Annotated in this window: 15 protein-coding genes; 4 read left to right on the top strand and 11 right to left on the bottom strand. The window is 65.2% G+C overall.

Features of this window, described 5'->3' with window-relative positions:
• Positions 1–155 precede the first annotated feature (155 nt).
• Genes ACGFK1_RS20100 through ACGFK1_RS20115 form a run of 4 tightly spaced genes read left to right on the top strand, consistent with a single transcriptional unit; the run spans position 156 to position 4142 of the window.
• A complete protein-coding gene (locus ACGFK1_RS20100; protein ID WP_393432987.1) occupies positions 156–1184 on the top strand; it encodes an ABC transporter ATP-binding protein in 1029 nt (342 codons plus the stop codon).
• A gap of 48 nt (positions 1185–1232) precedes the next feature.
• The gene (locus ACGFK1_RS20105) at positions 1233–2423 is read left to right on the top strand and encodes a spermidine/putrescine ABC transporter substrate-binding protein (protein ID WP_393432990.1); all 1191 of its coding nucleotides are present in this window, start codon (positions 1233–1235) and stop codon (positions 2421–2423) included.
• A gap of 4 nt (positions 2424–2427) precedes the next feature.
• On the top strand, positions 2428–3303 hold the full coding sequence (locus tag ACGFK1_RS20110) for an ABC transporter permease (RefSeq protein WP_393432993.1): 876 nt from the start codon (positions 2428–2430) through the stop codon (positions 3301–3303).
• Positions 3300–4142: an ABC transporter permease gene (locus ACGFK1_RS20115; RefSeq protein ID WP_393432996.1), complete on the top strand. Its 843-nt coding sequence runs from the start codon at positions 3300–3302 to the stop codon at positions 4140–4142. The genes ACGFK1_RS20110 and ACGFK1_RS20115 overlap by 4 nt, the downstream gene beginning before the upstream one ends.
• Before the next feature lie 9 nt (positions 4143–4151).
• Here the strand turns inward: ACGFK1_RS20115 and ACGFK1_RS20120 are convergent, their stop codons facing one another.
• From ACGFK1_RS20120 to ACGFK1_RS20170, 11 genes are all read right to left on the bottom strand, one after another.
• Entirely contained in the window at positions 4152–4502 is a 351-nt protein-coding gene (locus tag ACGFK1_RS20120) for a hypothetical protein (protein ID WP_393432999.1), read from the bottom strand.
• A gap of 15 nt (positions 4503–4517) precedes the next feature.
• On the bottom strand, positions 4518–5384 hold the full coding sequence (locus tag ACGFK1_RS20125) for a DMT family transporter (protein WP_393433002.1): 867 nt from the start codon (positions 5382–5384) through the stop codon (positions 4518–4520).
• Between the two features lie 76 nt (positions 5385–5460).
• Positions 5461–6237: a GolD/DthD family dehydrogenase gene (locus ACGFK1_RS20130; protein ID WP_393433005.1), complete on the bottom strand. Its 777-nt coding sequence runs from the start codon at positions 6235–6237 to the stop codon at positions 5461–5463.
• Positions 6234–7283 (bottom strand): substrate-binding domain-containing protein, encoded by a 1050-nt coding sequence (locus ACGFK1_RS20135; RefSeq protein ID WP_393433008.1) that lies wholly within the window; start codon positions 7281–7283, stop codon positions 6234–6236. Before ACGFK1_RS20135 ends, ACGFK1_RS20130 begins: the two co-directional genes overlap by 4 nt.
• 48 nt (positions 7284–7331) lie before the next feature.
• The gene (locus ACGFK1_RS20140) at positions 7332–8372 is read right to left on the bottom strand and encodes an ABC transporter permease (protein ID WP_393433011.1); all 1041 of its coding nucleotides are present in this window, start codon (positions 8370–8372) and stop codon (positions 7332–7334) included.
• A complete protein-coding gene (locus ACGFK1_RS20145; RefSeq protein ID WP_393433014.1) occupies positions 8369–9895 on the bottom strand; it encodes a sugar ABC transporter ATP-binding protein in 1527 nt (508 codons plus the stop codon). Before ACGFK1_RS20145 ends, ACGFK1_RS20140 begins: the two co-directional genes overlap by 4 nt.
• A gap of 2 nt (positions 9896–9897) precedes the next feature.
• Positions 9898–10386 (bottom strand): ribose-5-phosphate isomerase, encoded by a 489-nt coding sequence (locus ACGFK1_RS20150; RefSeq protein WP_393433017.1) that lies wholly within the window; start codon positions 10384–10386, stop codon positions 9898–9900.
• Between the two features lies 1 nt (position 10387).
• Positions 10388–12133 (bottom strand): D-erythrulose 4-kinase, encoded by a 1746-nt coding sequence (derK, locus tag ACGFK1_RS20155; protein ID WP_393433020.1) that lies wholly within the window; start codon positions 12131–12133, stop codon positions 10388–10390.
• Positions 12130–13257, bottom strand: coding sequence for an ABC transporter ATP-binding protein (locus tag ACGFK1_RS20160; protein ID WP_393433024.1), 1128 nt, complete (start codon positions 13255–13257; stop codon positions 12130–12132). Before ACGFK1_RS20160 ends, derK begins: the two co-directional genes overlap by 4 nt.
• Complete coding sequence (locus tag ACGFK1_RS20165) at positions 13254–14363, bottom strand: ABC transporter ATP-binding protein (RefSeq protein ID WP_393433027.1); 1110 nt, start codon at positions 14361–14363, stop codon at positions 13254–13256. Before ACGFK1_RS20165 ends, ACGFK1_RS20160 begins: the two co-directional genes overlap by 4 nt.
• A complete protein-coding gene (locus ACGFK1_RS20170) occupies positions 14363–15232 on the bottom strand; it encodes a carbohydrate ABC transporter permease (RefSeq protein ID WP_393433030.1) in 870 nt (289 codons plus the stop codon). The genes ACGFK1_RS20165 and ACGFK1_RS20170 overlap by 1 nt, the downstream gene beginning before the upstream one ends.
• Between the last annotated feature and the right edge of the window lies 1 nt (position 15233).

Genomic DNA, 15233 nt, shown 5'->3' on the forward strand with positions numbered 1-15233 from the left:
GCACACACACCCCCGTCGAACAAGCGGCGGGATCAGACGGGGCCCGCACAAAGGGCGGCCCGGTCATCGAGATCGATCATGTCACCAAGCGGTTCGGCGATTACGTCGCCGTTGCCGAAGCCGACTTCTCCATCGCATCGGGCGAGTTCTTCTCGATGCTAGGCCCGTCGGGCTGCGGGAAGACGACGACGCTGCGGATGATCGCCGGATTCGAAACGCCGACCGAAGGCGCTATCCGGCTGGAAGGCGCCGACGTGTCGCGCGTGCCGCCGCACAAGCGCAACGTCAACACGGTGTTTCAGCATTACGCGCTATTCCCGCACATGACGGTGTGGGACAACGTCGCCTACGGACCGCGCAGCAAGAAGAAAGACAAGTCTGAAGTCCGCAAGCGGGTCGACGAGCTGCTGGAGATCGTGCGGCTCACTGACTTCGCCCAGCGCAAGCCCGCGCAGTTGTCCGGCGGCCAGCAGCAGCGGGTCGCACTGGCGCGTGCCCTGGTGAACTACCCCAGCGCGCTGCTGCTCGACGAACCGCTCGGCGCGCTTGACCTCAAACTGCGTCACGCCATGCAGTTCGAGCTCAAGCGCATCCAGCGGGAGGTCGGAATCACGTTCATCTACGTGACCCACGACCAGGAGGAAGCGCTCACGATGAGCGACCGGATCGCGGTCATGAATGCGGGCAATGTTGATCAGATCGGCTCCCCCACCGAGATCTACGATCGGCCGTCGACGGTGTTCGTGGCGAGCTTCATCGGACAGGCCAACCTGTGGGCGGGCACGCAGACCGGCCGGGTCAACCGCGACTTCGTCGAGGTCGAGGTGTTGGGTACGAAGTTGAAGGCGCGCCCAGGTGACACCACGATCGAGCCCGGTGGCCACGCCACGCTGATGGTGCGGCCTGAGCGGGTGCGGGTGTCGATGGACGCACCGTCCGGAGATGTCGCAACCGTGCGCGCGACGGTCTCGGACCTGACGTTTCAAGGTCCGGTGCTGCGGGTGTCGATGGCCGCTCCCGACGACTCGGCGATCGTCGCCCATGTCGGTGCCGAGCAGGACCTGCCGATGTTGCGTCCCGGTGACGAGGTTCATGTCAGCTGGCTGCCCGAGGCGTCGCTGGTGCTGCCTGCCGCCGACATCCCGACCACCGAGGATCTCGAAGAGATGCTCGACGACTCCTAACCGTTGGTTGTAGTTCCTCCTCTCCCTTCGTCGAAAGGCACAGTCGCCATGCCCTCCAGAGACTTCGATCCGCAGATCCTGAATCGTCTTGCCGCGAACCGTACTTCGCGCCGTCGGTTCATCGGCGGTGGTGCCGCGGCGGCCGCGGCGCTGGCCATGGGGGGTTCCTTCCTGGCCGCATGTAGCTCGGACAACAAGTCCTCCTCGGGCGGCGCCACGACGACGCAGGAGGGTCCCGCCACCGGCACGGTGCGGATCTCGAACTGGCCGCTGTACATGGCCGACGGCTTCGTCGCGGCCTTCCAGAAGGCGTCCGGCCTGACCGTGGATTACAAGGAAGACTTCAACGACAACGAGCAGTGGTTCGCGAAGGTCAAGGAGCCGTTGTCGCGCAAGCAGGACATCGGTGCCGACCTCGTGGTGCCGACGCAGTTCATGGCCGCCCGGATCAACCGCCTCGGCTGGCTCAACGAGATCAGCGATGCAGGCGTTCCGAACCGGAAGAACCTGCGTAAGGACTTGCTGGATTCACAAATCGATCCCGGCCGCAAGAAGACCGCGCCCTACATGACCGGCATGGTCGGGCTGGCCTACAACAAGTCCGCCACCAAGCGAGACATCAGAACGATCGACGACTTGTGGGACCCCGCGTTCAAGGGCCGGGTCAGCCTGCTCTCCGACACGCAGGACGGGCTCGGGATGATCATGCAGTCGCAGGGCAACTCCATCGAGAAGCCGACCACGGAGGCCGTCCAGAAGGCAGTCGATCTGGTCAGGGAACAGAAGGACAAGGGCCAGATCCGACGGTTCACCGGCAACGACTACGCCGACGACCTGGCGGCCGGCAATATCGCTGTCGCGCAGGCATATTCGGGTGACGTGGTGCAGTTGCAGGCCGACAATCCCGACCTGCAGTTCGTCATCCCCGAGTCGGGCGGCGACTGGTTCATCGACACGATGGTGATCCCCTACACGACCCAGAACCAGAAGGGCGCCGAGGCGTGGATCAACTATGTCTACGACCGGCCCAACTACGCCAAGTTGGTCGCCTTCACTCAGTATGTTCCCGTCCTCTCGGACATGACGGACGAGCTCAACAAGATCGATCCGAAGCTGGGGGCCAACCCGTTGATCAACCCGCCGCAGGCGAGCCTCGACAAGCTGAAGTCCTGGGCCGACCTCACCGACGAGCAGACGCAGGAGTTCAACACGATGTACGCCGCAGTCACTGGCGGTTGATCCGATGGCAGGTGTCGCCAGCAGCAGTCGGCAGCGGAGCAAAATCGCGCCGTACCTGATGATTTTGCCCGCGCTCGTGTACCTCGGGATTTTCTTTGTGGTGCCGCTGTTCACGCTGGCCCGCACATCGTTGTCGAGTTCCGGTGGCTCGGTGTATCTGCCGACGCTGACGTTCAACTGGGATTTCGGCAACTATGCCGAAGCGTTCAGCACCTACCGCGATCAGATCATCCGGTCGTTCTCGTACGCGTTGGTTGCCACGGTGGTCTGCCTGCTACTCGCCTTTCCGCTGGCTTACGTCATTGCGTTCAAGGCCGGCCGGTACAAGAACCTGATCCTGGGGCTGGTGATCCTGCCCTTCTTCGTCACGTTCCTGATCCGCACCATCGCGTGGAAGACGATTCTGGAAGACGACGGTTGGGTGGTCAAAGCGCTCGGGACGATCGGCCTGCTGCCCGACGAGGGCCGGTTGCTTTCGACGGCATGGGCGGTGATCGGCGGGCTGATCTACAACTGGATCATCTTCATGATCCTGCCGCTGTACGTGTCGCTGGAAAAGATCGACCCACGACTGCTGGAGGCGTCGCGCGATCTGTACTCCGGTGCGCCGCGCAGCTTCCGCAGGGTGATTCTGCCGTTGGCGATGCCCGGTGTGCTGGCGGGCAGCATGCTGGTGTTCATTCCCGCGGTCGGTGACTTCATCAATGCCGACTATCTGGGCAGTACGCAAACCACGATGATCGGCAACGTCATTCAGAAACAGTTCCTGGTGGTCAAGGATTATCCGGCGGCCGCGGCGCTGTCGATGGTGCTGATGGCGATCATCCTCGTCGGTGTGCTGCTGTACACGCGGGCGCTTGGGACGGAGGACCTGGTATGACGACTCAGGCCATGACCGACCTCGCCAGCACCGAGACCACAGTCGTCAAGGGCAGCCCGAAGTGGGGCGACCTGATTCTGCGGATCGTGGCGGGCCTGGTGCTGCTGTACCTGTTCCTGCCGATCTTCGTGATCATCCTGTTCTCGTTCAACAAGCCGCTTGGCAAGTTCAACTACACGTGGCAGGGCTTCACGCTCGAGAACTGGATGCATCCATTCAAGTATCCGGCGTTGACCGACGCGTTGAAGCTGTCGCTGAACGTGGCGTTGGTGTCGACGTTGATTGCGCTGGTATTCGGCACACTGGTGGCGATAGCGCTTGTGCGGCAACGGTTCCGCGGCCAGACCGCGGTCGACACGTTCCTGGTGTTACCCCTTACCGCGCCAGAGGTGGTGATCGGCGCCGCGCTGCTGACTCTGTTCCTGGATTTCGGCTGGGCGGCCGGTTACACCACGATCGTCATCTCGCACATCGCCTTCGAAATCAGCTTCATCGCGATGACCGTCAGGGCGCGGGTGCGAGGCTTCGACTGGACGCTGGAGGACGCGTCGATGGATCTGGGGGCCTCCCCCACTCGCACGTTCTTCAAAGTGACGCTTCCGCTGATCGTTCCCGGCATCGTGGCCGCGGGCATGCTGTCGTTCGCACTGTCGCTCGACGACTTCATCATCACCTACTTCGTCAGCGGGTCGACGGTGACCTACCCGCTGTACGTGAACGCTGCGGTCAAGGCCGCGGTGCCGCCGCAGATCAACGTGCTTGCGACCGCGATCCTGGTGATCAGCCTGGCATTGCTGGCCGTCGGAACCCTGTACCGGCGCAAGCGATTCGAGGCCTGACTGTTCTGACTAGCCGAGCTGGACGACGACCTTGACGCGGCCCTTGTCGTCGCGACTGGCGATCGCGTGTCCGGTGCGGTCTTGACCGTCGAGCCTGAGCAGCGTGATCGGACCGCCATCGCCAAGGAAGTTACGCCACCACGTCTTGTTGTCGGGTGACATCACATTGATGACGATGCGATCGCCGGACCGCCGGTAACCCACCGGAGTCTGGATCGTCTTGCCCGACCGACGGCCGACGTAACGGATGTTGATCACGCCGCGCCGCACCAACGGGCCCAGGATCGGCGCGTCGATCAGAGCGACGAACAGCTTGTTGACGATGCCGGCGATGGGCGTATAGAAGGGTCCGGATGCCATGACTCCAAAGGGTAGTCAGCCGACCTCGGCGGGCACCGGCGACGGGCGTGCACCGGTGCGTGCGGCACCGATGCCTGCGGCTACCACGAAGCAGATGCCGACGGTGCCCGCCGGGCCGGGGATCTGGTGCAGCACAATCAGTCCGACGATCATCGCGAACGCCGGCTCCAGTGCCATCAGGGTGCCGAACGCGGCGGTGGTCAACCGTCGCAGTGCCAGCAGTTCGAGGGCGAACGGCACCACCGGCAGCAGGATCGCCAGGCCGATGCCGATCAGCAGGATGTCGGGGGTCATCCGCGGCAGCACCGCTGGGCCGACGGCGATGGTGGCGACAAGGCCGGCGACGGGCATGGAAACCGCCAAAGCGTTGATGCCCGACACCTCGTCACCGGCGCGCTGGGTGAGCACGATGTAGCAGGCCCAGCACGCGGCCGCGCCCAGCGCGAACAACACCCCGACCGGGTCGACCGAACCGGTCCACGGACCGGTGAGCAGGACCACGCCGACGGCGGCCAGCCCAGGCCAGATCACTCGATGGCTGCCCTTACCGTGCGCCACCGCAACGCCGAGGGGTCCGAGAAACTCCAGTGCGCTGGCGGTACCGAGGGGAATCCGATCGAGCGCGGCCATGAACAGCAGCGTGACGGCGGCGGTCACGGTGCCCAGCGCCACGCAGACCCGGAAGGTCGCCCAGGTGAAGGCCGAGAACCGGGGCCGGACGATGATGAGCATCAGCACGCCCGCCCACGCCAGTCGCAGCCACGCCGCACCCTCGACGCCAATGCGGTCGATGAGCGTCACGGCGAGCGCGAGGCCGATCTGGACGCACAGCATCGACCCCATCGCCATCAGCGCGCCGGTGCGGGCTTGGTTCGTGGTCACCCCTGAATTCAACGGGACGACGACCGTTCACGTCCACGTGATTTTCCTGGATATACCGTTCAGGAATCACGAACGATCACTTGATGGTGTAGCCGCCGTCGATCACCAGGTCGGCGCCGTTCACCATGGCAGCCGCGTCGGACCCCAAATACACTGCAGCAGCGGCGATTTCGTCCGGATAAGCGAACCGCCCAACGGGGATGAGTTTCTTGAGCGCATCGCCGTGCGGCCCGTTCCACGCCTTGCGGCCGAGTTCGGTGAGCACCACAGTGGGCGAGATGGTGTTGACGCGCACGCCGCGCGGCCCCCATTCGGCGGCCAGCACCTTCGACACCCCCACCACGCCGAACTTCGACGCGCAGTAGGCCACGTGCTGGTCGAGTGCGACGCTGGCTGCTTGCGAGGCCATGTTGACGATGACTCCGCCGCCGGCGTCGAGCATCGACCGGCCTACCGCCTGACACATCAGGAAGGTGCCCTTGAGGTTGACGTCGAGGGTGGCGTCCCACGCCTTCTCCGACAACTCCTCGGCGGGCGCGAGATGGACGACACCTGCGCTGTTGACCAGGATGTCCACCCGTCCGAACATGTCCAGCACCGCGCCGACGGTGCGCTGCACTGAATCGGGATCGGTTACGTCGCAACGAAAGCCGCGACTATCCGTGGGAAGACCGCCGGCTCTTGACACCGCACCGGTCTCGTCGAGGTCGACGACCGCGATGCGCGCCCCTTTGGCGGCGTAGGCCGCGGCGATGGCGGACCCGATGCCGGCGGCCGCGCCAGTCACCACGGCGGCCTTACCATCCAGCCGGAAGTCGAGATCGACTGTGCCCACTTCGGTTTGGGGGGTCACGGCTGCTTCTGACCCGGGATGCCCTCGTAGGCGATGTCACCGGTTTCGAGGTTTCGGTTGGTCAACTCGGTCAACCCCTTGAGGAACTGTGCACGCTCGGTCACCACATGCTGGATGGCGACGTCGACATTGTCTTTGGTGATCGCCGGCATGATGTAGACCGGATCGGTTTTCACCGATTCGCCCTTGGCAAGCCGAGAAGCCACCGCGAGTCCTGCGGCCAGTTCGACGGTGCCATTCTGCAGTGAGGTGCCGATGAATTCACCGCTCTTCACCGCGTTGAGGCCGTCCTCGATGCCGTCGATGCCGACGATCGGCACGCCGGTGCGGCCCGCCTCCTTCAGCGCCTGCAGGGCGCCGAGGCCCATATCGTCGTTCTGCGCAACGACGCCAGTGATCTGGGGGCCGAAACCGGAGATCCAGTTCTTCATCTTGTTGACGGCCTCGTCGCGTTTCCAGTTGGCGGTGTCCTTGGCGAGCACCTTGATGTCGGGATACTTGGCCAACACCTGTTCGATGCCCTTGCTGCGGTCGAGTTCACCCGACTGGCCCAACGGACCCTGGAGGATCACGATGTTCCCGCGGCCACCAAGCCGGTCGGCCATCATCTGCATCTCCTGCGCACCGGCCGCCACGTCGTTGGGCTGGACATTACCCGCGACGTCCTTGCTGTTCAGCGCCGCGTTGACAGGGACAAGCGGGATGCCCTTCGCCTTGGCCGCGGCGACCTGAGGCCCGAGCGAATCGGCTTGCACAGGAACGACGATGATGGCCTTCACACCCTGGTTGATCATCGAATCGATCTGACTGGCCTGCGTGGATACGTCGAGATTGGCTGAATTCCACAGCAATTCGATGTTGTTGTCCTTGGCGTAGGCGTCCATGCCCTCTTTGCCGGCGGTGATGAACGAGCTCATGTCGTACACGGTCACCCCGACCCTGGTGGTGCCGCTCTTGGCCTCGGTGTCGCCGGCGCCGCAGGCCGTCATGCCGACGGTGAGCGCCCCTGCCGCGGCGATGGCGCCGATCTTGGTTGCCAGTTTCATGTGACGGTTCTCTTTCTCTTCTGGAGTCGGCGGATCGGGGGAAGTCGTTCAGGTTCCGGTTCGGCGGCGCGACGACCACACGTCGACGGCGACGGCCGCCACGATCAACACGCCTTTGATCACGTCCTGCCAGTAGGCAGGGACGACGAGGATGTCCAGGCCGTTGTTGAGCGTCTGAATCATCAGCAGGCCGAGGGCGGTGCCCCAGATGGTGCCGCGGCCGCCCATTAGGCTGGCACCGCCGATCACCACCGCGGCGATCGCGTCGAGTTCGTAGCCCTGGCCGAGGTTCGGCGGTCCGGAAATCACCCGGGAGGCCAGCATCACTCCCGAGATGCCTGCGAGTAGGCCGGAGAACGCGTAGACGCTGAACAGCACGTTTTTCGTGTTGATTCCTGCGATCTCGGCGGCGTTGCGGTTGCCGCCGACGGCGTAGACCCGCATGCCGTACGTGGTGCGTTTCATCACCACCGCGAGCGCGATGATGCCGACGATCATCAACAGCACCGGGATCTGCAGCCCGAGGATCTTGGTGTTGGCGATGGACCCGAACTCCGGCGGTAGCCCGTTGATCGGTGCGCCGCCGCCGATGACGTAGGCCAACCCGGAACCCGCGGTCAGGGTGCCGAGCGTCGCGATGAACGGCGGAACGTTGATGCGCGACACCAGGATTCCGTTCACGCAGCCCACGGCGAGGCCGACAGCCATCGCGACCACGACCGTCAGCCACACCTGCCCGGGGTTGGCTTTGGCGGTGGCCGCCGACGCCATCGCCGACGCGGCGATCACGCTGCCGACCGACAGGTCGATGCCTCCGGTGAGGATCACCAGCGTCTGGCCGAGCGCGATCAGCGCGAACGGGGCGGCGGCGACCAGAATGGTGACCAGGTTGTCGACGGTGCTGAATCGCGCACTGCGGTAACTGAAGTAGGCGATGACCAGCAGCATCACCAGCACCATCGCGTACCGCAGCGCCAAACCGGCGAACCACTCGCGGGAGAACAGGCGGACCGGCTCTCCTGTCGCCGGCGAGGCGACCCTGCGCGCCCGTACGGGCGCGGTTTCTTCGCTGTCGAGCTGGGTGGTCACGATGCGGCCTCCTGAGTTGGTGATGCGTCCAGGGCGGTGGCCAGACGGAAAACCGATTCCTGGACTGCCGGGTGGTCCAGCGCGTCGCGGTCGAGTTCGCCGACCAACACCCCCGCGCGCATGACGAACGCGCGATGCGACAAGCCGACGATCTCGGGCATATCTGACGACGCCATCACCACCGCCATGCCGTTGGCCGCGAATTCGGTGATGATGCGGTAGATCTCGCTGCGGGCGCCGACGTCGACGCCACGGGTGGGTTCGTCGAGGAGCAGCACGTTGACGTCACCGGTCAGCCACCGAGCCAGTACCACCTTCTGCTGGTTGCCCCCGGAGAGGGTGCCGACCTCCTGGCCGAGGCCGCGGCTGCGCAGACGCACCGACGTCATCACCTCAGAAACCGATGCGGTGCGCGCTTTTCCGCGCAGCCAGCCGGCCAACGAGAACGACGACAGCCGCGGCAGCGAACCGTTGTCGAGCACGCTCATCGACAACACAGCTCCGTTGAGTTTGCGATCCTCGGGCACCATCGCCATGCCCGCGGTGATGGCGGCCGCGGGTTGGTTGCGTTTGACCGGCTTGCCGTGCACCAGCACCGAGCCCGCCGTGCTGCGCCGTGAGCCGAAGATCGCCTCGAGCAGTTCGGTCCGGCCCGCGCCGACCAACCCTGCCAGGCCGACGATTTCACCGGCGCGCACCGAGAACGACACCGCGCCCGCGGCGCCCGTCACCTCCAGATCCCGCACCTCGAGCACGGTGTCGGTGCCGGGCTGGGGACGCTGCGGGAACAGGGCGTCGAGTTCACGGCCGATCATCGCCGTGACGATCTCGTCGTCAGACACCTCGGCGATCGGACTGTCCATGATCAGCCCGCCGTCGCGCAGCACCACCACGCGGTCTGCGACGGCGCGAATCTCGGCCATCTTGTGCGTGGTGTACACCATCGCCACGCCCTGGTCACGCAGGCGGCGCACGATGCGGTAGAGGCCCTCCACCTCGCGTTCGGAGATCGCCGACGTCGGCTCGTCGAGCATCATCACGCGTGCACCGGTCCTAGCCGCCTTCACGATCTCGACGATCTGTCGCAGTCCGACGGGCAGGCTGCCCATGCGCGCGGTCGGCGAGATGGCGACGTCGAACAAGCCGAGCGTCTGTTTGGCTTCGGCGATCATCGCACGCCGATTCAGCAGCGGTCCGCGGCGCAACTCCCGCCCGACGAACATGTTCTCGTACACCGTCATGTCCTCGATGGAGGCCAGTTCCTGCGGGACGATGGCCACGCCGTGGCGGACGGCGTCGCGCGGACTTCCTGGTGTCAGTGCGGTGCCGGACACCGATACGGTGCCGGCGTCGGCGCTGTACTGACCGCTGATGATCTTCATCAGCGTCGACTTGCCCGCGCCGTTCTCACCCGCCAGCGCGGTCACCGTGCCTGGTTCGAGATGCAGGGTGACACCTTTGAGGACCGGCACACCGCCGAACCCCTTTGCGATTTCCGAACATTCGAGGAGGGTGTCGGCCATCGTCACCCCGCACTGGCTCGTTTGGCTGGTTCGTATTCGCCGATCGCCTCCACCTTGCCCGCCGATGAACTCTGCGGATCGAACTCATATCCCAGCCATTCGCGGGCCAGCCGCCTTGCCAGTTCCAAGCCGATGACGCGTTGGCCGAAGCACAGCACCTGGGCGTTGTTCGACAGGACGGACCGCTCGACAGAGAAGCTGTCGTGGGCGGTCACGGCGCGGACACCGGGCACCTTGTTGGCGCTGATGGCCACGCCCAACCCGGTGCCGCACACCAACAATGCCCGATCGGCGGTGCCCTCGGCCACCATCCTGGCCGCCGCCACCGCCACATGCGGGTAAGCGGTGGTGTCGTCGGCGCCTACGCCGATGTCGATCACGTCTGCGACGCGGTCATCGGCGAGCAGGTCACCCTTGAGCGCCTCTTTGTATTCGTAACCGGCATCGTCGGAGCCGACCACGATCCGCAAACCCGAAGCATTTTCGGTCATTTCAGCGTTCTCCTTTGGCGCTCAGAGTGAAGCAGTCCGCGACGGTGACCGCGCACATGGCAAGGGACACCGCCCCGGCGTCGGGCGTCCCGACGCTGCGGTCGGCGAGCGGCCTGGCCCTGCCGACTCTTGGTCGCATCTCGGCCGTGCCGCGCGCCGCCTCGGTCGCAGCATCGGCGGCCGACGCCCACGCCCGCTGCCAGGCCGTGCCATCCACCACTTGGCGTTCGAGTTCTTCGACGAACGGCAGCAACGCGTCGAGCATCGTCTTGTCTCCCGGCGCGGCGCCGCCGAGTCGGATCAAGGCGTCATAACCATCACGGATGCCCGCCGCAACGGTGCGGGCATCCGGTCTTCCGGTGTCTCCCAACCGCGCGCCGAGCGCCTTGAGGAACGCACCCCACAACACCCCGGAGGTGCCGCCGGCCCTTGCCGACCACTGTTCACCGGCGAGTGCCAACACCGAACCCTGACCGGCGCCCTGGTCAACCGCGCGCAGTGCGGCGTCACGTGCAGCCGTCACCCCTTTGACCATGCCGCGACCGTGGTCTCCGTCGCCTGCCACCGCGTCGATGCGGCCGAGTTCTTGTTCCGCCGCGATCAGCGTCTCGGCCATCGCCTCCAACGCCCGGGCCACCAACCTGCCGCCGTTGCGGCCATCGTTGTCGGCGAGTGCGGCCAGCTCCGTTGCATCGGTGCGGCTTTCAACGTCTGCGTCGGTCCGCCGCTCCCCCGCAGCGGTCGCTGCATGGGCGGCTCCCTTCTTGTACGCGGGAGTGTCCGCTGGCGCCGTCCAGTAGCGTTCGAGTTCGTCGTCCAGCCACATCACCGTGAGCGAACAACCCGCCATGTCCAGGCTGGTCACCAGTTCACCCACGTCGGGCTCGACAAGCTGGTAGCCCCGCTCGCGAAGCAGTCGCGCGACCTCACCCCAGACCACGAACAGCTCTTCGTACTTGGTTCGGCCGAGCCCGTTGAGAATCACCGCGATTCGCCGCGACGTTGCGTCTGGATTGTCACCCAGCACCCCGTCGACCAACGTGGCAGCCAGGCCCGCCGCGGTCGGCATGTCGCGTTCCGCGACACCCGGTTCGCCGTGGATGCCCAGTCCCAGTCCCATCCGGCCGTCGGGAACGGTGAAAAGCGGCTCATCCGCGCCCGGCAAGGTGCAGCCGTCGAACGCGACCCCGAGGGTACGGGTGGCGTCGTTCGACTTCTCGGCCACCCGCACCACGTTGACGAGATCGAGCCCTTGTTCGGCCGCCGCACTTGCACACTTGAAAACCGTGAAGTCTCCGGCGATCCCGCGACGCTTGCTCTCCTCACCCTTCGGCGCACTGGCGACGTCGTCGGTGACGGCGAAGTAGTGCGCGTCGATGCCTTCACTGCGCAACTGCGCGACAGCAAGGTTGAAGTTCATCACGTCGCCGGCGTAGTTCCCTGTCGTCAACAACACGCCCGCATCGCCGTGGGCCGCGCGCGCCACCGACGCGGCCTCCTCGGCCGACGGCGAAGTGAAGATGTTGCCGACCACGGCACCGTCGGCGAATCCGGGCCCGACCGTGCCACAGAACGCCGGATAGTGCCCCGACCCGCCGCCGATCACCACCGCGACCTTGCCCGGCCTCGTCTTGTGTGCACGCACCACGCCGCCGGGGACACCACTGACGTACTTCGCATTGGCGTCGAGGAAGCCGACGAGCATGTCCTCGGTGAAGCGGGCCGGATCGTTGAAAAGTTTGGTCATCGCAACCGCTCTCCGGTTTCGGTGTCGAACAGGTAGACGCGTTCCGGCGGCGCGGTCACCACGACTCGCTGTTCGGGTTCGTAGGTATCGGCCGCAGGCGTCTGCACGATGATGCCTTCCTCCATGCCTGCCACGGTGCTGGTCGCCAGGCCGAACTCCAGCAGGTGCTCGAAGTACGCGACGGTGGCGGTGATGCCCGTGTCCGCCGTCGAGGTCAGCGCACAGTCCTGCGGGCGGATACCCACCGCGACACGGGTGCCGTCGGCCACGCCCTTGACGTTGGTTGCCAAACCACCTGCGTTGGAACCGATCTCGACCCACACCGTGCCGTCGGCGACCTTCGCCACCCCGCGCAAAACATTGATCTGCGGCTCACCGACGAACTGTGCGACGAACAGATTCGCCGGATCGTCGAACACCTCGTCGGGGGTGCCGAACTGCTGCACCACGCCGGCATCCATCACCGCGAGGCGGTCGGCCAGCGACAGCGCCTCCACCTGGTCGTGCGTGACGACGATCGTGGTGTAGCCGAATTCCCGCTGCAGCACTTTGAGTTCGCGACGGACCCGCTGCCTGGCCGAGGCGTCGAGGTGTGACAGCGGTTCGTCGAGCAGCAGCACCGGAGGGTTGCGCACCAGCGCGCGGGCCAGTGCGACCCGCTGCTTCTGGCCGCTGGACAGCCCAGCGGGGCGCAACTCGAGCATGTCGTCCATCTCCAGCCGACGGCTGATCGAGGCAACCATCTGCTCGGCGCCCTTGACCTTGCGGGCCTTGAGACCGTAGAGCAGGTTCTCCCGGACCGAAAGCGGCGGATACAGCGCGTAACTTTCGAAGCCGACTCCGATTCCCCGCTTGGCGGCAGGCAGCCCGGACACCTCACGCTCGCCGATCCGAATGGAACCGCTTGTCACGGTTTCCAGTCCGGCGATCATCCGCAGCGTGGTGGTCTTCCCGCAACCCGACGGCCCCAGCAGGGCCACCAGTTCACCGGGTTCGATCGCCAAGTTGATGCCCTTGACCGCGGTCACGCTTTCCCGCCCTCGTGACGCATAAGTTTTCACCAGGTCGGTCAACGTGAGACTTTGTGCGGTGGCAGTCGTTGACTTGTCGAGCGTCGCGGTCACTGTGCCACCTCCACCGAGTCGTTTGCATTCAGTCGCGGCGTATCCCCCGCGCCGGAGGCGAACACATGGATGTTCGAGTCGGCCACCGTCAGCCCTACCCGCGCCCCTTCGCCGACACCGTCACGCCCGGAGGCAAGGACGATCAGTTGCGCTCCTGCGACGTCGACGGTGAGCTCGATGTTGCGGCCAAGCCGCTCGGCTAGCACCACCTGTCCGCGAATCGCGGCCGAATCCGGATCGGCTACGTGAATATCGCAGGGCCGCAGCCCCACCCGCACGCGATCACCCCTGTCGCACCGCACGCCATCCGGTACAGGGACGTCGAACGATCCGTCTCCCAGCCTGACCCGGTCGTCGTCGACAACTCCGTCGAGGAGGTTGATCTCCGGTTGACCCAGCGCACGCGCGACGAACGTGTCCGCCGGTCGCCGCCAGATCTCCTCGGGCGCACCGATTTGGATCAACCGCCCCTCGCGCATCACGGCGATGCGGTCACCGAGCGCGAGCGCCTCCTGATAGTCGTGTGTGACATAAAGCGTGGTGGTGTTCGACATTGCGCCGAGCTGTTTGAGTTCAGCCCGCATCGACGCCCGTAGCTTGGCGTCGAGGTGGCTGAGCGGCTCGTCGAGCAGGTAGATGTCCGCGGGACGCACCAGCACACGACCCAACGCCACCCGCTGTCGTTGACCGTTCGACAACTCGCGCGGAAATCGCTTGAGCAGGTGGTTGATTCCCAGTGTCGTGGTCACCTGGTCGATCCGCTCGGCGCGTTGCCGCTCGGTGTACTTGCCGGTGCGTCCGGACTTCAGCGGCGAGGCGAGGTTTTCGCTGACCGTTTTCTGCGGGTACAACGCGTAGCTCTCGAACGCCATTGCGACATTGCGGTGGTAAGGCTCGACGCGCGTCACGTCGACGCCGCCGATGGTCACGGCGCCGGCATCGACGTCGACCAATCCTGCGACCGACTTCAGCGTCGTGGTCTTCCCCGCCCCGCTGGGGCCGAGGATCACGAAGAACTCGCCGTTGTCGATGTCGACCGAGATGCCGTCGACGGCTTTGGTCTTGCCGAACGACTTGCGCAGATCGGAGATCGTCACCGTTGCCATCAGGCTTTCACCGCCCCAAACGACAGGCCCCGTACCAGATAGCGCTGGATGGTCAACGCCAGGATCAGGGGCGGGAGTGCGGCGATGATGGCCGCCGCGGCCGTCAGGTTGTAGTACGCCTGCCCGCCGCCGCCGAGGAACTTCGTGATCGCGACCGTGACGGTGCCGGCGTTGGTGTCGGCCAGGATCAACGGGAACACATAGTTGTTCCACGCGAAGATGAAGGCCAGCAAGGCCGCCGCGGCGATGCCTGGCCGCACGATCGGCAGTGCGACCATCAGGAACGCCCGTGTGCGGGTGTAGCCGTCGAGCAGCGCAGCCTGTTCAAGATCTTCGGGTAGATCCTGGAAATATGACCGAAGGATCCACACCACCAATGGCATCGTCACGAGCTGCAGGACCCAGATCATGCCGACTTTGGTGTCGAACAACCCGATCTGGTTGTAGATCACGAACAACGGCACGATCACCATCAATTCGGGCGCGAACCGGAAGGACAGCATCTGGAACATCAGGTCTTCGCTGCCGCGGTAGCGCCACCGCCCGGCGGCGTACGCCGCCGGAATGCCGATCACCAGTGACACGATCACCGCGCCACCGCAATTGACCAGACTGGTGATCAGGGACGCCTTGAAGTCGACACTGGTCATCTGGGTGCCCTTGTCACTCACCACGGTCGCGAAGTTGGACCAGGTGGGGCTGAACTGGAAGTAGGTGGTTGTCTGCTGCTCGTCATTCTTCAACGCCAACAACAACATCCATGCAATCGGGAAGAGCGAGAAGAGGAACCAGAAAAGCAGACCGAGGTCGGCGGCGGCGGCGCCCACGGAGAAACGCTTCTGGCCGGGCAGCAACTCTTGTTTGGCCATG

The sequence above is a fragment of the Mycobacterium sp. NPDC048908 genome, assembly GCF_043197955.1.
Lineage (GTDB): Bacteria > Actinomycetota > Actinomycetes > Mycobacteriales > Mycobacteriaceae > Mycobacterium.

What these genes read in the sequence shown, in the direction of transcription:
- ACGFK1_RS20110 (WP_393432993.1), top strand. Translation starts at nt 2,428, where the DNA reads ATGGCAGGTGTCGCCAGCAGCAGTCGGCAGCGGAGCAAAATCGCGCCG.
- ACGFK1_RS20170 (WP_393433030.1), bottom strand. Translation starts at nt 15,232, where the DNA reads ATGGCCAAACAAGAGTTGCTGCCCGGCCAGAAGCGTTTCTCCGTGGGC.
- derK (WP_393433020.1), bottom strand. Translation starts at nt 12,133, where the DNA reads ATGACCAAACTTTTCAACGATCCGGCCCGCTTCACCGAGGACATGCTC.
- ACGFK1_RS20105 (WP_393432990.1), top strand. Translation starts at nt 1,233, where the DNA reads ATGCCCTCCAGAGACTTCGATCCGCAGATCCTGAATCGTCTTGCCGCG.
- ACGFK1_RS20120 (WP_393432999.1), bottom strand. Translation starts at nt 4,502, where the DNA reads ATGGCATCCGGACCCTTCTATACGCCCATCGCCGGCATCGTCAACAAG.
- ACGFK1_RS20145 (WP_393433014.1), bottom strand. Translation starts at nt 9,895, where the DNA reads ATGGCCGACACCCTCCTCGAATGTTCGGAAATCGCAAAGGGGTTCGGC.
- ACGFK1_RS20115 (WP_393432996.1), top strand. Translation starts at nt 3,300, where the DNA reads ATGACGACTCAGGCCATGACCGACCTCGCCAGCACCGAGACCACAGTC.
- ACGFK1_RS20100 (WP_393432987.1), top strand. Translation starts at nt 156, where the DNA reads ATGCTAGGCCCGTCGGGCTGCGGGAAGACGACGACGCTGCGGATGATC.
- ACGFK1_RS20150 (WP_393433017.1), bottom strand. Translation starts at nt 10,386, where the DNA reads ATGACCGAAAATGCTTCGGGTTTGCGGATCGTGGTCGGCTCCGACGAT.
- ACGFK1_RS20135 (WP_393433008.1), bottom strand. Translation starts at nt 7,283, where the DNA reads ATGAAACTGGCAACCAAGATCGGCGCCATCGCCGCGGCAGGGGCGCTC.
- ACGFK1_RS20165 (WP_393433027.1), bottom strand. Translation starts at nt 14,363, where the DNA reads ATGGCAACGGTGACGATCTCCGATCTGCGCAAGTCGTTCGGCAAGACC.